This is a genomic window from Microbacterium sp. F01, assembly GCF_056156365.1.
The window spans coordinates 1,261,364-1,279,116 of the sequence record NZ_CM149592.1 but is presented as its reverse complement, the minus strand read 5'-3'; the positions used below and the strand labels follow the sequence as shown (position 1 = coordinate 1,279,116).

Genomic DNA, 17,753 nt, shown 5'->3' with positions numbered 1-17,753 from the left:
CCGAGAGCGGTGCTCTCTCACTGGGCAGAGTCCCAAGGAGGGAACCATGAGCACTGATACCCAGCCGGGCGCCGAGTCGCCCGCAGACGCGTTCGTCGCACAGCCCTTCCTGCGCGAGCAGCTCGGCCTGAACGGAGACCACGCCCGCGCAGCGGTCGACGGCGCGGACGGCTTCCGCGACGGCGCCGACGGCGATGGGCGCGGACGCCTCCCCGTCGACATCCGGGCCTCGCTCGAACAGGTCAGACCCGATCGAGGGAGGTTCCATGGCGCGAAGTTCTCGCTCGGGTACTTCCCCGCGCGCGAGGTGTTCGCGATGGACGCCGACAAGTTCGGCTACCTCACGAAACCGAAGGTGCGGTCGAAGAGCCGGCTCCCGCTGGACGCGAACTCCCGCGCGCTGCTCGAGAAGCTCGGGCATCTGATGGGCAACAGCGGCCGCGAGACGGCGCCCGACTCGACGACGCCTTCGGGCTACACCTACGTCGGGCAGTTCGTCGACCACGACATCACCCTCGACGTGTCGTCGGCGCTGGATTCGCCGACGCTCGTCGACGCGCACGTCATCAACAACATGCGCTCGCCGCTGCTCGATCTCGACAGCGTGTACGGCCGGGGACCCGCGGTGGACGCATTCCTCTACGCCGCTCCCGCGCCGGGCGAGCCCGCCTCGGCGTTCCGCATGCTGCTGGGCACCAACCTTCCGAGCGGCCTCGGCGGCGCGGGCGGGCCGGCCGGTGCGGCCGGGATGGTCGCGCACACCGACTTCGACGTGCCGCGCACCTCGGCGCTCACCGCGATCATCGGCGACCCGCGCAACAACGAGAACCTGATCGTGTCGCAGCTGCATCACACGATGCTGCGGTTCCACAACGCGATCGTGGACACGCTGGTCGCGTCGGGGTTCGCCGGTGACATCTTCGTCGAGGCCAAGCGGCAGGCGACCCTGCACTACCAGTGGGCGGTCGTGCACGACTTCCTCCCGCGCATCTGCGGACAGGCCGCCGTCGACGACGCCCTCGCGGCCGCGCCGGGCTTCCCGCCGCCGGGAAGCCCGTTCACGATGCCCGTCGAGTTCTCGGTCGCCGCGTACCGCTTCGGCCACAGCGTGATTCGCGACGAGTACTGGCTGAACTTCGAGCTGCGCAACAAGCCGATGTCGGACGTCTTCGCGTTCATCCACGAACCGCACCTGCCGGTGCGCTCGAACTGGGTCGTCGACTTCAACGCGTTCTTCGAGACCGGCATCCCGGTGCCCGTATTCAACAGCGCACGCAAGATCGACAGTGTGCTGGCGAGCGCCCTCGAGGACCTCGACGGCAACGGCATCCCGAACGAGCTGATGGGCGTGCTCGCGGTGCGCAACCTGCTCCGCGGACTCGTCCTGGGCCTGCCGAGCGGGCAGGCGACGGCCGCGGCGCTCGGCGTGCCCGTGCTCTCGACCGCCGACCTGACGGCCGGCCTTCCGGCGGACGAGGTCGCCGTCCTGCAGGAGCAGGGCGGACTGCTCCTGAAGAAGACGCCACTGTGGTACTACGTGCTGCGCGAGGCGATGGTGGCCGCGAACGGCGAGCATCTCGGACCGCTCGGCGCGAAGATCGTGGCCGACACGTTCGCACGGATGCTGCGGCGCGACGCCCTGTCGCTGCTGAACGTCCCGTTCGCGCCGACGCTGGGAGCGGCGCCCGGCACGTTCACGTTCGCGGACCTGGTCCGCGTCGCGAAGGTGATCGGAATCTGAACGCGCGTCAGCCCGTGCGCTGATAGCGCCACGGGAGGGCGCCGATCTCGAGGCGATGACGGGACCCGGATGCTGCAGCCGCAGCATCCGGGTCCCACTCCTCATCGCCCTGCCAGAGCAGCAGTGGGCCTTCGCCACCGCGGCGGGCGACCGTCTCGAAGCGCTGGACACCGCCGAGACGCGCAGCCCCGAGCACCGACTCGGTGTCGGGGTGCTCGGCCAGACCGTGGAGCGTCACCCAGGTCGGCGGGTACAGCGTGAATCCGCCCCGCCCGTGCCGGGCGAGAGCGTCGGCGGGACGCAGCCACTCGGCGGCGACGGCCTCGTCGGCCGACAGCGTCAGGGCGCCCGCATCCGCCGGAGTCACGAAGAACCAGGTGCGGATGCGCAGCGCGAGGCCGGGCGGCGGGTCCCAGCACGACAGCGTCACGAGCGCATCGGCGTCGAGCGCGAGCCCGGTCTCTTCGTGCGTCTCACGCGCGCCGGCGCGGCGGGCGACGGCTTCCTCGGGCTCCGCGTCCGCGCCGCGGTCGGCGTCTTCGAGCTTGCCTCCGGGGAACACCCACGCACCCGCGAACGATCCGCGATCCGGCCGCTCGATCAGGAGCACCTCGAGACCGTCGGCGTCGTCGCGCAGCAGCACGACCGTCGCGGCGACGGGGACGGCGGGGTCCGTGGCGTCCTCAGGGCGGCGCGTCCGCGCGCCGCCGATCGAGTCGCTCAGCGCCCGCAGTGCACGGTCGGTCGGCGTCGCATCCGGCATCCGCACACTCTATCCAGCGCGCGAGACGACGCCGCGCGTCAGACCGCGACCGCGACCCGGCGCCGCTCGAGGAGGAGGCTGGCCGACGCGAGCACCAGCCCGGCGAGGGCGAGCCCGACGCCGACCCACGCGGGTGCCCCGAAGCCCCAGCCGGCGGCGATGACGACGCCGCCGAGGAAGGCGCCGAGACTGTTGCCGATGTTGAGGGCCGAGTGGTTCAGCGCCGCGGCGATCGACTGGTTGTCCTGCGCGACATCCATCAGCCGCGTCTGGATCGTGGGGCTGAGGGCCGACGCGACGAAGCCGACCGCGAACACGAAGAACGCGAGCGCCCAGATCCACTGGGCGGTCACCGCGAGCAGCGCGAGAACCGCCGCGAGTCCCACGAGGCCCCCGATCAGCGTGCGCTTGAGGTCGACGTCGGCGAGGTGGCCGCCGACGAGGTTGCCGATGGTCATTCCGAGGCCGATGAGCACGAGCACGATCGGCACGGCCCACTCCGGGGACCCGGCCACCTCGGTCACCAGCGGCGCGACGTAGCTGTACACCGCGAAGAACCCGCCGAAGCCGATCGCACCGACGCCCAGCGCCAGCCACACCTGCCCGATGCGGAACACCTTGAGCTCGGCGCGCAGCGTGCGAGACGGATCGCCCGGATGCTCCGGCACGAAGAACGCGATGAGCACGGTCGCCGCGGCGAAGATGCCCGCCACGACCATGAACGCCGCACGCCACCCGAGCTGCTGACCGAGGTAGGTGCCGAGCGGCACGCCGACGACATTCGCGACGGTGAGGCCGGTCAGCACGAACGCGACGCCCTTCGCCCGCTTGCCCGGTCCGAGCACGTCGGCGGCGACGAGCGCGCCGATGCCGAAGTACGCGCCGTGCGGGAGGCCCGCCAGGAACCGGGATGCCGCGACCCATTCGAATGTCGGGGCGAGGAACGTGAGCGTGTTGAAGACCGTGAGCGCGAGGGCCAGACCGATCATCACGCGGTGGCGCGGGTACTTCGCGACGGCGCCCGCGATCGTCGGCGCACCGACGACGACGCCGAGCGCGTACAGCGAGATGAGCCAGCCGGCCTGGTAGATCGCATCCTCCTGGCGGAGCTGCCAGAGGGACGGAAGCAGGTCGGAGCCGATGTTCGGCAGCAGGCCCATGACGACGAACTCGGTCATGCCGATGCCGAAGCTGCCGACGGCGAGGGAAAGGAGCGCCCACATCGCCGCCCCCCTCGTGAGATTCGAGGAGGTCACCGGCTCATGCTAGCGGCCGGTCGGAGGTCGTGTCGAATCGATTCGGCCGTGGTGACGCCGAACGTAACGAGCACAGCGGCGCTCGTCAGTCGGCGTCGCCCGCCTGGCGGTCGATCGCGGCCTCGAGGCGATCGATCTTGCCGTCGAGCTCGCCCGAGAAGCCCGGCCGGATGTCGGCCTTGAGCACGAGCGAGACCCGTGAGCCGTAGGGTGCGACGGCGTCCGTCGCGCGCTTGACGACGTCGAAGACCTCGTCCCACTCCCCCTCGATCTCGGTGAACATCGATGTGGTGCGGTGCGGCAGACCGCTCTCGCGCACGACACGCACCGCGGCCGCCACGGCGTCGTGCACCGAGCCGTCGGCGCGGCCGGTGCCGCTGGGGGCGACGGAGAAGGCGACGAGCATGGGGACCTCCGGCTCTGTGAGGAACGACGGGCGACGGATGCTGCGCCCCGACGTCTACTCTGACACGCGCAGCCGCGCCGACTGGCGCACCGGCACCCGCGCCAGACGCACCACGACCCACACGAACAGCGCCACCAGCAGCACGTTGCGCAGCACGAGGAGCCAGACGGCGGCGGGCCAGAGCGTCAGAAGCCAGTCGTACGCGAACGGGAAGAGCCACTGCGTGAGGGCGAGGATCACCACGGTGAGCACCGCAGGGCGCACCCATCGGCGCCGATCGATCGCGAGGCCGACCACGACGGGGGCGATCAGCCACGTCATGTACTGCGGCGATCCCACCTTGTTGAGCACGATGAAGCCGAGCACCAGCGCCAGCGCCAGCGGCGGGAACAGCGCGACGAAGGACGCGCCTCGCCAGGCCTGGACGGCGCCGATCGCCGCGATCGCCAGCATCCCGAGCATGAGGACCGGAGTCATCAGCATGATGACGGTGTCGACCGACGGGCCGGTGACCTGGAACGTGATCAGGTCCGGGTCGTAGAAGATCCGCGCACCGGGCACCCCCGCCAGGGCGAGCAGCAGATACGCGCTGCTCACCGGCGCCTCGACCTGCAGGCCGCGCGAGGTCTGGTCGCCCACGAAGCCGAGCAGGTGCGGGCCGCCGCCGGCGAGCAGGACGACCGCCACGACGATCGCCGAGACGGCCGCCGCCGCGCCGACGACCGCGAGCCTGCGGCGCACCGCGATCACGGCGGCGGCGAGCAGTGCCGCCGGCCACACCTTGATCCACGTGGCGACGGCCAGGAGCACGGAGCCGAGCCACGGGCGCCCGACGAGCCACAGCGAGCCGGCCACAGTCAGGGGCACGGTGACGCCGTCGAGCCGGAACATGCCCACGCCGCCGAGCGCCAGGATCGCCGCCAGCCAGAACCACGCGGCGATCATGCGGCCGCGCGAACGCCCCCGCCCGACGAGCACGGCGAAGGCAGCGGCGTCGAGGGCCGTCACGAGCAGCCCCCACCCGAGGGTGTAGTCCACGACCCCGCGGAGCGCCCCGACGAGGACGATCGGCACCTGTGCCAGCGGCGGGTAGATCCAGTCGTCGGTGATGCCGGGGAGCATGTCACCGCTGAGCGTGAGCCCGGCCCACCAGCGATACAGCTGGTCGACGTCCCACGAGCCGGCATGGTCGTCGACGAACCCGAGCCAGATCACCACCGCGTGGACGAGGACGAACGCGATCCACACCCACGTCCGCCGCAACACCCCTTCATCCTAAGGACGCGGCGGACCGCCGACCGTCAGGAGTGCGCGAGCGCCTCGGCGACGGCGCGCGGCAGCGCGTCCGCGACGTCCAGCGCCGTGATCGGTCCCTCACCGAACGCCGGGGCACTGGGCAGCGCCGCGTTGCTCGCACCGAGGGCGGCGATCGCGCCCGCCCGCCCGTGCAGCCACGCGGCGGCGGCTGCGAGGGCGGCGAGGGACGCGGCATCCGTGTGCCCGTTCTGTGCCACCGCACCCGCGACGAGGGCGCCGATGATGCCGGCGAGCACGTCGCCCGTTCCGGCGGTGGCGAGCCAGGGCGTGCCCGCGTCGACCGTTGCCGCCCACCCGTCCGGGGCGACGACCACGGTGACGGCGCCCTTGAGCAGCACGACGGCGCCGGTGGCCTCGGCTGTCTCGCGAGCGGCGGCGACGCGGTCGGACGGTGTGTGCCCGAGGCCGAGCGCCGAGCGCAGCCGCGCGTGCTCGCGGTCGTGCGGCGTGAGGATCCGCGGGGCGGTGGCCTCCGCCGCGAGGTCGAGGGCGCCCGCGTCGACGACGACGGGGTCGGTGTCGGACAGCAGCGCCCGCAGGGCCGCGGTGTCGGACGGCGTGCGGGCCGAGGCATCCGTTCCCGATCCGATCACCCACGCCTGCACGCGCCCGTCGACCGTCACCGTCTCGGGCCTGCGTGCCAGGATCAGGTCGGTCGGACGGCCGGGTCCGAGGTAGCGCACCATGCCGAGGCCGGTGCGCCAGGCCGCCTCGACACCGAGGACCGCGGCTCCCGGATAGGCATCGGAGCCCGTCCGCACGCCCAGCACGCCTCGGGAATACTTGTCGTCGGCGGCGGTTGGCCTCCGCAGGGCGCGCGCGGCATCGGCGCGCGTCCACGTCCTCACCATGCGGCCACAGTACCGCGCACCCGATCCGATCCGGAGACCCGATGACCCGCCTCTTCACCCCTCTCACCCTGCGCGACGTGACGGTGCGCAACCGCCTGTGGGTCTCGCCGATGTGCCAGTACAGCGCCGTCGACGGGGTGCCGCAGGAGTGGCACCACACGCACCTCGCACAGTTCGCGTCGGGCGGTGCGGGGATGGTCGTCGCCGAGGCGACGGCGGTGTCGCCGGAGGGACGGATCTCCCCCGAGGACACCGGCCTGTGGAACGACGAACAGCAGAGCGCGTGGGCGCCGATCGTGGCCGCGATCCGCAGCCGGGGCGCCGTTGCGGGCGTGCAGCTCGCCCACGCGGGACGCAAGGCATCGACGTGGTCGCCGTTCTCGGGCCGCCGTGGATCGGTCGCCGCCGACGAGGGCGGCTGGACCACCGTCGCCCCATCGGCGGTCGCGTTCGACGGCTACGCCGAGCCCGTCGCGCTCGACCGCGCCGGCATCGACCGCATCGTGGCCGACTTCGCGGCGGCCGCGCGCCGCGCCGTCGAGGCCGGCTTCCAGGTGCTCGAACTCCACGGCGCCCACGGATACCTGCTGCATCAGTTCCTGTCGCCGCTGTCGAACCTGCGCGACGACGAGTACGGCGGCTCGCTCGAGAACCGCGCACGACTGCTGCTGCGCGTGCTGGACGCCGTGACGGAAGCCGCACCCGGCGTTCCCGTCATCGTGCGGTTCTCGGCCACCGATTGGGCCGACGGCGGCTGGAACCCCGACGAGACCGCGACGGTCGCCCGCTGGGCGGCGGAGCGCGGTGCCGACTTCTTCGACATCTCGAGCGGCGGCCTCGTCGCCCACCAGAAGCTCACGACGGGGCCGGGTTACCAGGTCGCGCTCGCGGCACGCGTGCGGGGCGAGGCCGGCGTACCGGTCAACGCCGTCGGCATGATCGACGACGCCGCGCACGCCGAGCGCGTGCTCGAGGCCGGCGAAGCCGACGCGGTCATGGCCGGCCGCGAGTGGCTGCGCGACCCGCATTACGGCCTGCGCGCCGCGGTCGAGCTCGGGGCCGACATCGACTACTGGCCCGCGCAGTACCTCCGCGCCCGCCTCTGACCCGAGAAGCAGTGAGCGGATGCTGCGGCCCGGGGCCGCAGCATCCGCTCACCTCATCCGTCAGAAGAGGCGACGACGCGTGGCGTCCTGCACCTCGCCGATGAGCTCCTCGATGATGTCTTCGAGGAACAGCACCGCGGTGACCTCACCGGCGTCGTTGCGCACCTGCGCGAGGTGGCGGCCGGCGCGACGCATCACCGCGAGCGCGTCCTCCAGATCAGTCGACTCGAGCACCGGCACCATGTGGTGGATGCGCTTCGTCGCGATCGGGAGCGCGACGTCGGTCGCGGCATCCGGTCCCTCCGCTGCCCGGAGGATGTCCTTCAGGTGGACGTAGCCGAGCGGCAGGCCCGCCTCGTCGACGATCACGTAGCGCGAGAAGCCGTGCTTGGCGACCGCGCGCTCGATCTCGTCGGGCGTCGTGATCTCGGGGAGCGTCACGAGCTGCGACAGCGGCACGGCGATGTCGGCCGCCTTCTTGTCGGTGAACTCGACGGCCGCGGCCACCGTGCCCGATGCGTCGTGGAGCACGCCCTCGATGCGGGACTGATTGACGATCGTCGCGACCTCTTCGAGCGTGAAGGTCGAGGCGGCCTCGTCCTTCGGCTCGACGCCGAACAGGCGCACGATGTGGTTCGCCGTCCAGTTGAGGCTCACGATCACCGGGTGGAACACCTTCGACACCCACACCAGCGGCGTCGCGAGCATGAGCACGGCGCGGTCCGGCACCGAGAACGCGAGGTTCTTCGGCACCATCTCGCCGAACACGACGTGCAGGTACGACACCAGGATCAGCGCCACCGCGAAGGCGACGCCGTCGACGACGGCCTCCGACCAGCCGGTGAGCCCCAGCGGCTCGGCCAGCAGGTGGTGGATGGCGGGCTCCGACACATTCAGGATCAGGAGCGAGCAGATCGTGATGCCCAGCTGGCTGGTGGCCAGCATGAGCGTCGCGTGCTCCATCGCGTACAGCGCGGTCTTGGCCGCACGCGAACCCCGCTCGGCGAGCGGCTCGATCTGCGAGCGGCGGGCCGAGATGACGGCGAACTCGGCGCCGACGAAGAAGGCGTTGGCGATGAGGAGCACCACCAGCCAGGCGATTCCTGCCCAGTCGTTCATCGGCGATCACCCCCCTCAGTCGCGTCCGAATGGGGCATCGGCGTGGGCGTGAACCTCACGCGGTCGACGCGGCGGCCCTCCATGCGCTGCACCTCGATGGTGCCGTCCTCGATCTCGACGCTGTCGCCGGCGACGGGGATGCGCTCGAGCACGCTCATGATGTAGCCGCCGACGGTGTCGTAGACGTCGCCCTCCGGGATGCGGATGCCGGTGCGGTCGCGCACCTCGTCGGGCCTGAGCTCGCCCGGGAAGATGATGCTGTCCTCGAGCCGCACGATGCCGGCGCGGCGGCGGTCGTGCTCGTCGAGCACCTCGCCGACGATCTCCTCGACGAGGTCCTCGAGGGTGACGACGCCGGCGGTGCCGCCGTACTCGTCGACGACGACGGCCATCTGGTACCCGCGGGCGCGCAGCTCCGAGACGAGCACGTCGAGGTGGACCGCCTCCGGGAAGCGCAGCGGCTCGGTGGCGAGAGCGGCAGCCGGGACATCCGCCCGGCGCTCGCGCGGAACCCCGACGGCGGCCTTGAGGTGCACGATGCCGGTGATGTCGTCCATGTCCTCGCCGTACACCGGGAACCGGCTGTGACCGGTGCGGCGGGCGAGCTGGATGACATCCTCGGCCGAGTCGTCGGCGGCGAGCGCGTGAATGCTCGGGCGCGGCGTCATGACGTCGGCCGCCGAGAGCCGCGCGAAGGTGAGACTGCGGTCGAGGAGCGACGCGGTGTCCTCCTCGAGCACGCCGGCGCTCGCCGAACGGCGGACGAGGCTGGACAGCTCCTCGGCCGTGCGGGCGCCCGACAGCTCCTCCTTGGGCTCGATGCCGACGGAGCGCAGCACGCCGTTGGCGCTGCCGTTGAGCACGACGATCGCCGGGCGGAACACCGTCGTGAACGCGACCTGGAAGGGCATGACGAGCTTGGCGGTCTGACGCGGCACGGCGAGCGCGAAGTTCTTCGGCACGAGCTCGCCGATGATCATCGAGAAGATCGTCGCGATCGAGACGCCGATGATCGCCGACAGCGGCCGCGAGATGCCGCTCGGGATGCCCCACGCGTCGAACACCGGAGCGAGCAGGTTCGAGATCGCCGGCTCCATCGTGTAACCGGTGAGGAGGGTCGTCAGCGTGATGCCCAGCTGCGCGCTGGAGAGGTGCGTCGAGGTGATGCGCAGCGCGCTGATCGTCAGCGCGAGCCGGCTCTCGCCGGCGGCCTGACGGGATTCGAGGTCTGCCCGGTCGAGGTTCACGAGCGCGAACTCGCTGGCGACGAACAGACCGGTGCCGATTGTGAGAAGAAGCCCCACGCCCAACATGACGTAATCCATCACGCACTCCCCCTTTGATGCAACCGGCGGTCAGGCCCATTCATCGGGGTGGAGGGTCGGTGGGGCGAGGGTCTACAAGGAGGAGGGTCGTCCATCGTGCCGACAAGTCTACGGCAGGCATCTCCGCACGATCCTGGGGATGGGTGCCACCATGGCGCTATGGCACTGGACAGGATAAGCCTCGTCATTCCGCCGGTCGGACTGTGGCGCGAACAGCAGCGGTGGTACCGGTGGGCGGAGCAGGTCGGCTACGACGTCGTCTACACCTACGACCACCTCACGCACGCGACGGCGCCCGGCCTGTGGCTGAGCGAGGCCTTCACCACGCTCACCGCGGCGGCGGCCGTGACCGAGCGCATCCGCCTCGGCACGCTCGTGGCGTCGGCCGTTTTTCGTACGCCGGTCACGCTCGCGCGCGTCGCGATGACCGTGCAGGACATCTCCGGCGGCCGTCTCGTCCTCGGACTCGGCATGGGTGCGCCGACGTGCGCGCTGGCCCACCACGGCACCCGCGAGAGCCCTGCCGAGATGTCGGGGCGCTTCGCAGACGTGGTGAGGGGCTACCGGGCGGTGCTCGACGGTGCGACCGAGTGGGAGGGGCGCACGACGTCGTTCCGCGGTCTGGAGACGCTGCCCGCACCCGGCGGGGTCGCCCGCCCGGAGCTGCTGCTCGCGGCCCACGGACCCCGCGCGCTCGCGCTCGCCGCCGCGTACGCCGACACCTGGAACACCTACGGTGGACCCGGGTCGACACAGCTCGACGCCGATGAGTACTGGGCGCTGCTCGACCAGCAGACGCGCGGCTTCGACGAGGCGTGCCGGAGCGTGGACCGCGATCCGGCGTCGGTGCGCCGGTCATTGCTGCTCGGTTTCGGACGTGTGCGCCCCACGACGAGCGTCGACGACTACCTCACCGCCGCCGAGCACGCCGCCGCACTCGGATTCACGGAGCTCGTCGTGTACGCGCCCGAGTCACCGGCGGGCATGGGCTCCGACCCCGCCGTCCACGAGAAGGCCCTCGCCCGCTTGCGCTGACGAAGCCTTCGGATTCACGGATGCTGCGGCCCGCAGCATCCGTTATCCTCCTCACCAGCTGACGGGCAGGGCCTTGCCCTCTTCGTAACCGGCCGCCGACTGCAGGCCGACGCGGGCGCGGTCGTGGAACTCGGGGACCGTCGACGCGCCAGCGTATGTGAAGGAGGACCGCACGCCCGACGTGATCATGTCGAGCAGGTCCTCGAGGCCCGGACGGAGCGGGTCGAGGTAGATCTTCGACGACGAGATGCCCTCGGCGAACAGCTCCTTGCGGGCCAGCTCGTAGGGGTCGAGACGCCCGAAGCGCTCGTGCACGGCCTTGGTCGAGGCCATGCCCCACGATTCCTTGTAGGCGCGGCCGGCATCGTCGACCTGCAGCTCGCCCGGCGCCTCGATGGTGCCGGCGAACCACGAGCCGATCATGACGGATGCGGCGCCCGCCGCGAGCGCGAGCGCGACGTCGCGCGGGTAGCGGACGCCGCCGTCGGCCCACACATGCGCGCCCATGATGCGCGCGGCCTCGGCCGTCTCGAGCACCGCGGAGAACTGCGGGCGACCGACTGCCGTCATCATGCGCGTCGTGCACATGGCGCCGGGGCCGACGCCGACCTTGAGGATCGTGGCGCCGGCGGTGACGAGGTCGTGCACGCCCTCGGCGCTCACGATGTTGCCCGCCGCGATCGGGATGCCGAGGTCGAGGTCGGCGACCGAGCGGAGCGCGCGGAGCATGCCTTCCTGGTGGCCGTGAGCGGTGTCGACGACGAGCACGTCGACACCCGCGCCGGCGAGCGCCTTCGCCTTCGACGCGACGTCGCCGTTGATGCCGACGGCGGCGGCGACGATGAGCCGGCCGGACGCGTCGACGGCGGGACGGTACAGCGTCGAGCGCAGCGCGCTGCGGCGGGAGAGGGTGCCGACGAGGTGACCGTGGTGGAGCACGCAGACGGTCTCGGCCTCGGCGGCGACGATCACGTCGAACGCGTGGCGGGCGCTTTCGATGTCGTCGGCATCGACGGATGCTGCGCGCCCGCGCGCGAGGTCCCCCAGGCGTGCGTCGGGCAGGGCGGTGCCCAGGCGGGTCGCCGGGACGATGCCGAGGATGTCGTCGGCATCGACGCGGCCGGCGGTGCCTGCTGCCGGATGGGCATCAGCGACGACGATGCCGTGGCCCTCGGTGGCCGGGAGGAGCCGTGCCGCGTCGGCGACGGTCGCGTCCGGCGGCAGCACGAGCGGGGTGTCCCACGCGACAGGCTGCGCCTTGACCCAGCGGATCGCGGCATCGAGCTCTTGCAGCGGCATGTCCTGAGGGAGGACTCCGAGGCCGCCGCGCCGGGCCAGGGTGGCCGCGAGCCGCGCACCCGTGACGGAGTTCATGTTCGCCGAGACGAGCGGGAGGGTGGCCGTCGTGCCGTCGCCTGGGGCGAGATCGACATCGAGGCGGCTCGTGATCGCCGAGCGGCGCGGGACGAGGAAGACGTCAGAGTAAGTCAGGTCGACGTCGGGTGTTTCGCCGTAGAACTCCATGACCGCCAAGGTTAGTGACAGTTCCTGTGCGGATAATCCTGCGGGTTCTTTCAGGTTCGCGGCCACCGGGGCCGGAACGGCCCGCGCAGAAGGGGCTAGGCTTAACCGTCGTGTGTGAGGCCTTTCGGCGCCCCGCGCGCATCCCAGAACTTCACCGATGAAAGCAGGCGATTCAGCGTGTCGAGCCAGGTGACGGGCGTCGGGGTTTCGAACGAGGGAGAGTTCGGAGCCAACGAGTGGCTCGTCGAGGAGCTGTACGAACAGTTCAAGATCGACCGGAACTCCGTAGACAAGGCGTGGTGGCCCGTTCTCGAGGCCTACCACCCCGCCGACGGAGCAGCACCGACCCAGGCAGCCCCCGCGGCGCCCCCGGCCCCGGCGACCGCGACTCCGGCGACGACCCAGCGCGCGGCATCCGAGCCGCGCCCGGTCACGGCGCCCATCCCGGTGATCGGCGCACAGCCGGTGGCACGCACCACCGCGCGCCCCGCCGCTCCGCAGCCGATCCCGGCGCAGGCACCGAAGGCCGAGCCCTCGGCCGCCGACGGCGAGGCCGACGCCGACGTCGTCACGACGCTCCGCGGCATGCCGAAGACGCTTGCGGCCAACATGGACGAGTCGCTGACGGTCCCGACGGCGACCAGCGTCCGCACGGTGCCGGCGAAGCTGATGATCGACAATCGCATCGTCATCAACAACCACATGTCGCGCACCCGCGGCGGCAAGGTGAGCTTCACGCACCTCATCGGCTGGGCGATCATCCAGGCACTCAAGGAGTTTCCGAGCCAGAACGTGTTCTACGCCGAGATCGACGGCAAGCCGTCGCTCGTGGCACCGGCGCACATCAACCTGGGCATCGCGATCGACCTGCCGAAGCCCGACGGCACCCGCGCCCTTCTCGTGCCGAGCATCAAGCGCGCGGAGCAGCTCACGTTCAACGAATACCTCACGACATACGAAGACCTCGTGACCCGTGCGCGAGGCAACAAGCTGACCGCGGCCGACTTCCAGGGCACCACGATCTCGTTGACCAACCCCGGCGGCATCGGCACCGTCCACTCGGTGCCGCGTCTCATGAAGGGACAGGGCTGCATCGTCGGCGCCGGCGCCCTCGAGTACCCGGCCGAGTTCCAGGGCGCGAGCGAGAAGACGCTCAACGAGCTCGCGATCGGCAAGACCATCACGCTGACGAGCACGTACGACCACCGCGTCATCCAGGGCGCCGGGTCGGGCGAGTTCCTCAAGAAGGTGCACGAGCTGCTCATCGGCCAGCGCAGCTTCTACGAGGACATCTTCGCCGCGCTGCGCATCCCCTACGCACCGATCCACTGGGCGGCCGACATCAACGTCGACCTCGCCGAGCGGGTCGACAAGACCGCGCGCGTGCAGGAGCTCATCAACTCGTTCCGGGTCCGCGGTCACCTCATGGCCGACATCGACCCGCTCCAGTACCAGCAGCGCACGCACCCCGACCTCGAGATCGAGCAGCACGGCCTCACGTTCTGGGACCTCGACCGCGAGTTCGTCACCGGCGGCTTCGGCGGCAAGCGCCAGATGAAGCTGCGCGACATCCTCGGCGTGCTGCGCGACTCCTACTGCCGCACGATCGGCATCGAGTACATGCACATCCAGGACCCGACGCAGCGCGCGTGGTTCCAGGAGAACGTCGAGGTCAAGTACCAGAAGCCCGGCCACGACGAGCAGCTGCGCATCCTCGACAAGCTGAACCAGGCCGAGGCGTTCGAGACGTTCCTGCAGACGAAGTACGTCGGCCAGAAGCGCTTCAGCCTCGAGGGTGGCGAGTCGCTGATCCCGCTCCTCGACGAGATCCTCCAGGGCGCGGCCGGGGCAGGCCTCGACGGCGCCGCGATCGGCATGGCGCACCGCGGCCGCCTCAACGTGCTGACGAACATCGCCGGTAAGACGTACGGCCAGGTGTTCCGCGAGTTCGAGGGGTCGGTCGCGATCGGCTCGAAGAGCGGCTCGGGCGACGTCAAGTACCACCTCGGAACCGAGGGCACGTTCGTCGCCGACAACGAGTCCGAGCTGCCCGTCTACCTCGCCGCGAACCCGTCGCATCTCGAGACCGTCGACGGCGTGCTCGAGGGCATCGTCCGCGCGAAGCAGGATCGCAAGCCGATCGGCACCTTCACGTGGCTGCCCATCCTCGTCCACGGCGACGCGGCCTTCGCCGGCCAGGGCGTCGTCGTCGAGACGCTGCAGATGTCGCAACTGCGCGGCTACCGCACCGGCGGCACCGTGCACGTGGTCGTCAACAACCAGGTGGGCTTCACCACGACGCCCACCGACGCGCGCAGTTCCGTGTACGCCACGGATGTCGCCAAGACGATCCAGGCGCCGATCTTCCATGTGAACGGCGACGACCCCGAGGCCGTCACCCGCGTCGCGCAGCTGGCCTTCGCCTACCGCGAGCGGTTCCACCGCGATGTCGTGGTCGACCTCGTCTGCTACCGCCGCCGCGGTCACAACGAGGGCGACGACCCGTCGATGACGCAGCCCCTGATGACGAACCTCATCGAGGCGAAGCGCTCCGTCCGGCGCCTCTACACCGAGGCTCTCGTCGGTCGCGGCGACATCACCGAGGAAGAGTACGACAAGGCGAAGCAAGACTTCCAGAACCGCCTCGAAATCGCGTTCGCCGAGACGCACGCCGCCGAGACGGGCTCCTCGCCCATCCTCGTGCCCGACGCGGGCGCCCAGCCGGCCGCCGGCGAGCCGGCGACGACAGGTGTGTCGCGCGAGATCGTCTCCCTCATCGGCGACACGTTCGTCAACAAGCCGAACGGTTTCACGGTCCACGCCAAGCTGCAGCAGCTGCTCGACAAGCGCCTCGACATGAGCCGCAACGGCTCGATCGACTGGGGCTTCGGCGAACTGCTGGCGTTCGGCTCGCTGCTGCTCGAGAAGACCAACGTCCGCCTGGCCGGGCAGGATGCGCGGCGCGGCACCTTCGTGCAGCGCCACGCGGTGCTGCACGACCGCGCGAACGGCCAGGAGTGGATCCCGCTCACGAACCTCAGCGAGGACCAGGGACGCTTCTACGTCTACGACTCGCTGCTGAGCGAGTACGCGGCGATGGCGTTCGAATACGGCTACTCGGTCGAGCGCGCCGACTCCCTCGTGCTGTGGGAGGCCCAGTTCGGCGACTTCGCGAACGGCGCCCAGTCGGTCATCGACGAGTACATCTCGGCCGCCGACCAGAAGTGGGGCCAGCAGTCGAGTGTGGTGCTGCTGCTTCCCCACGGCTACGAGGGTCAGGGGCCCGACCACTCGTCGGCCCGCATCGAGCGGTACCTCCAGATGTGCGCGCAGGACAACATGACCGTCGCGCGCCCGTCGACCCCCGCGTCGTACTTCCACCTGCTGCGCCGCCAGGCGTACGCGCGTCCGCGCCGGCCGCTGGTCGTCTTCACGCCGAAGGCGATGCTGCGTCTGCGCGGCGCGACGAGCCCGGTCGAGGACTTCCTCACCGGCCGCTTCGAGCCGGTGATCGACGACGACCGGAGCATCGACAAGCCGGCCGTCAAGCGCGTGCTGCTGCACGCCGGCAAGATCCACTGGGACCTGCGCGCCGAGCTCGACAAGAACCCGAACCCCGAGATCGCCCTGGTGCGCCTGGAGCAGTACTACCCGGCCCCGATCGACGAGCTCAACGCCGTCATCGACTCGTACCCGAACGCCGAGCTGGTGTGGGTGCAGGACGAGCCCGAGAACCAGGGCGCCTGGCCCTTCATCGCGCTCGAGGTCGTCAAGAACCTCAACGGTCGCACCATCAGCCGCGTCTCGCGCGCATCGGCGGCCTCGACCGCCACCGGTTCACCGAAGGTGCACGCCGCCGAGCAGGCCGCGATCATGCAGCAGGCGCTCACGCTGTAGGCGGAGCGTCTCGCCCGTTCGGCCCTGGGGACTCAGCTGTGCGCTGAGGAATCCAGGGCCGAACGGCGTTCGGCCGGAGTCGTCGTCGTCTTCACCTCGACGAGGGACCCGGGGTCTTCGCCCGGCTCGGCCGCGGGCCGCGACGAGCGCCGCAGCCGCTTCCAGACCGTCACGAGGACCGCGGCGAGCGCGAGCACCGCCGCGGGGAGCAGATTCGCTCCGGCCAGGACCAGCAGTCCGATCGACAGCACGGCGGCGACCACCGCCATGAACCAGCCCGCCGTGAAGCGCGGCAGGATCAGCGTTGCGGCGATCATGCCCGCGGCGTAGATCGACACCATGTTGCTGGTGTGGATGAGGATGAACGTCTGCAGGTCGCCGCCGGTCGCGAGCGCGATCGTGCAGTAGACCATCGCGAGGACGAATGTCAGCAGCAGGGCGCGTCTCGGCACTCCGCCCGCCTCGGCGCCCGGCGCGAGCGCGCGGGGCAGATCGCCCGACGACGCGAGCGAGGCGCCCAGCTTGCCGAACGCGGCCAGATAGGCGTTCATCACGCCGAGCACGACGATCGCCGCGACGGCGCCGATGGCCGTCGGCCCGAACCCGGGAGCCACCGCCTCGGCGAGCGAGAGCAGCGGAACCGCGCCGGCGCCGGCCTCCTCGCCCAGGACGCCGACGGTGACGACCTGCAGGAGCAGGTAGGCGAGCCCGGTCACGACGAGCGCGATGGCGGTGGCGATCGGGATGCTGCGGCGCGGGTCGCGGAACTCCCCCGAGATGTGCGTGCCGACCTCCCAGCCGGCGAACGCCCACACGAAGAGGCTGATCGCGGTGCCGACGCCCGCCCATCCGTGCGGCAGGAACGGCGTGAAGCTCGCCGCCTGGACCGCGGGGAACGCCGTGGCCACGACGAAGACGACGATGCCGACGAGGAGCCCGGTCAGCACGAACTGCACCCAGCCGGCCACCCGGACGCCGAGCATGTTGACGGCGAACGGCGGGATGAGGATCGCGAACACGAGGATCGGCACGGCGACGCGATCGATGTGCAGGATCGCCGTCAGGTATTCGGCGCCGAGGACGGCGAGCACGGGGAACCCGGCGGCTACGCCGAAGTAGAACCAGTACCCGGTCGCGCGGGCGGCGGTGCGGCCGAGCGCGCGGCGCACATAGCTGGCGACGCCGCCGGGGTCGGGGTAGCGCGCGGCGAGCGCGGCGAAGGTGCCCGCGAGCGGCACCGCGAGCACGATCACCGCGAGCACCGACACGATCGACGCAGGGCCTGCCACGTCGGCCGCGAGGCCGGGGAGCACGAGGAGCCCGGTACCCAGCACGGACGCGATGTAGAGCGCCGTCCCCTGGACGACGCCGAGTGCGCCGTGCGTTGCGCTCTGAGTCACTGATCCAGTCTGC

13 protein-coding genes are annotated in these 17,753 nt (G+C 71.0%); 4 read left to right on the top strand and 9 right to left on the bottom strand.

The window, feature by feature from the left end:
• Positions 1-46: 46 nt before the first annotated feature.
• A complete protein-coding gene (locus ACVN90_RS05590; RefSeq protein ID WP_475101170.1) occupies positions 47-1,741 on the top strand; it encodes a peroxidase family protein in 1,695 nt (564 codons plus the stop codon).
• 7 nt (positions 1,742-1,748) lie between these two features.
• Here ACVN90_RS05590 and ACVN90_RS05585 read toward each other — a convergent pair whose 3' ends face one another.
• The 5 genes from ACVN90_RS05585 to ACVN90_RS05565 all read right to left on the bottom strand — a co-directional run bounded on the left by ACVN90_RS05585 (position 1,749) and on the right by ACVN90_RS05565 (position 6,334).
• Positions 1,749-2,504: an NUDIX hydrolase gene (locus ACVN90_RS05585; protein WP_475101169.1), complete on the bottom strand. Its 756-nt coding sequence runs from the start codon at positions 2,502-2,504 to the stop codon at positions 1,749-1,751.
• A 38-nt stretch (positions 2,505-2,542) separates the two neighbouring features.
• On the bottom strand, positions 2,543-3,727 hold the full coding sequence (locus ACVN90_RS05580) for an MFS transporter (RefSeq protein WP_475102068.1): 1,185 nt from the start codon (positions 3,725-3,727) through the stop codon (positions 2,543-2,545).
• A gap of 118 nt (positions 3,728-3,845) precedes the next feature.
• Entirely contained in the window at positions 3,846-4,166 is a 321-nt protein-coding gene (locus tag ACVN90_RS05575) for a thiamine-binding protein (protein WP_475101168.1), read from the bottom strand.
• 54 nt (positions 4,167-4,220) lie between these two features.
• Positions 4,221-5,432, bottom strand: coding sequence for a glycosyltransferase 87 family protein (locus tag ACVN90_RS05570; protein WP_475101167.1), 1,212 nt, complete (start codon positions 5,430-5,432; stop codon positions 4,221-4,223).
• A gap of 35 nt (positions 5,433-5,467) precedes the next feature.
• Positions 5,468-6,334: an ADP-dependent NAD(P)H-hydrate dehydratase gene (locus ACVN90_RS05565; protein WP_475101166.1), complete on the bottom strand. Its 867-nt coding sequence runs from the start codon at positions 6,332-6,334 to the stop codon at positions 5,468-5,470.
• A gap of 41 nt (positions 6,335-6,375) precedes the next feature.
• Here ACVN90_RS05565 and ACVN90_RS05560 point away from each other — a divergent pair, with 41 nt between their 5' ends.
• Positions 6,376-7,440, top strand: coding sequence for an NADH:flavin oxidoreductase/NADH oxidase (locus ACVN90_RS05560; protein WP_475101165.1), 1,065 nt, complete (start codon positions 6,376-6,378; stop codon positions 7,438-7,440).
• A gap of 60 nt (positions 7,441-7,500) precedes the next feature.
• On the opposite strand, the gene ACVN90_RS05555 is transcribed toward ACVN90_RS05560, so the two are convergent.
• Positions 7,501-8,559 (bottom strand): hemolysin family protein, encoded by a 1,059-nt coding sequence (locus ACVN90_RS05555; protein WP_475101164.1) that lies wholly within the window; start codon positions 8,557-8,559, stop codon positions 7,501-7,503.
• Positions 8,556-9,884 carry a hemolysin family protein gene (locus ACVN90_RS05550; RefSeq protein WP_475101163.1) on the bottom strand — a complete coding sequence of 443 codons (1,329 nt, stop codon included), beginning with the start codon at positions 9,882-9,884 and terminating at the stop codon, positions 8,556-8,558. Before ACVN90_RS05550 ends, ACVN90_RS05555 begins: the two co-directional genes overlap by 4 nt.
• Positions 9,885-10,043: 159 nt before the next feature.
• On the opposite strand from ACVN90_RS05550, the gene ACVN90_RS05545 reads away from it, so the two are divergent.
• Positions 10,044-10,919, top strand: a complete 876-nt coding sequence (locus ACVN90_RS05545) for an LLM class flavin-dependent oxidoreductase (RefSeq protein ID WP_475101162.1) — start codon at positions 10,044-10,046, stop codon at positions 10,917-10,919.
• 51 nt (positions 10,920-10,970) lie between these two features.
• Here ACVN90_RS05545 and guaB1 read toward each other — a convergent pair whose 3' ends face one another.
• On the bottom strand, positions 10,971-12,443 hold the full coding sequence (gene guaB1 / locus ACVN90_RS05540) for a GMP reductase (RefSeq protein WP_475101161.1): 1,473 nt from the start codon (positions 12,441-12,443) through the stop codon (positions 10,971-10,973).
• A gap of 177 nt (positions 12,444-12,620) precedes the next feature.
• On the opposite strand from guaB1, the gene ACVN90_RS05535 reads away from it, so the two are divergent.
• A complete protein-coding gene (locus ACVN90_RS05535; RefSeq protein ID WP_475101160.1) occupies positions 12,621-16,340 on the top strand; it encodes a multifunctional oxoglutarate decarboxylase/oxoglutarate dehydrogenase thiamine pyrophosphate-binding subunit/dihydrolipoyllysine-residue succinyltransferase subunit in 3,720 nt (1,239 codons plus the stop codon).
• A 32-nt stretch (positions 16,341-16,372) separates the two neighbouring features.
• Here ACVN90_RS05535 and ACVN90_RS05530 read toward each other — a convergent pair whose 3' ends face one another.
• Positions 16,373-17,740, bottom strand: a complete 1,368-nt coding sequence (locus tag ACVN90_RS05530) for an APC family permease (RefSeq protein WP_475101159.1) — start codon at positions 17,738-17,740, stop codon at positions 16,373-16,375.
• Positions 17,741-17,753 lie beyond the last annotated feature (13 nt).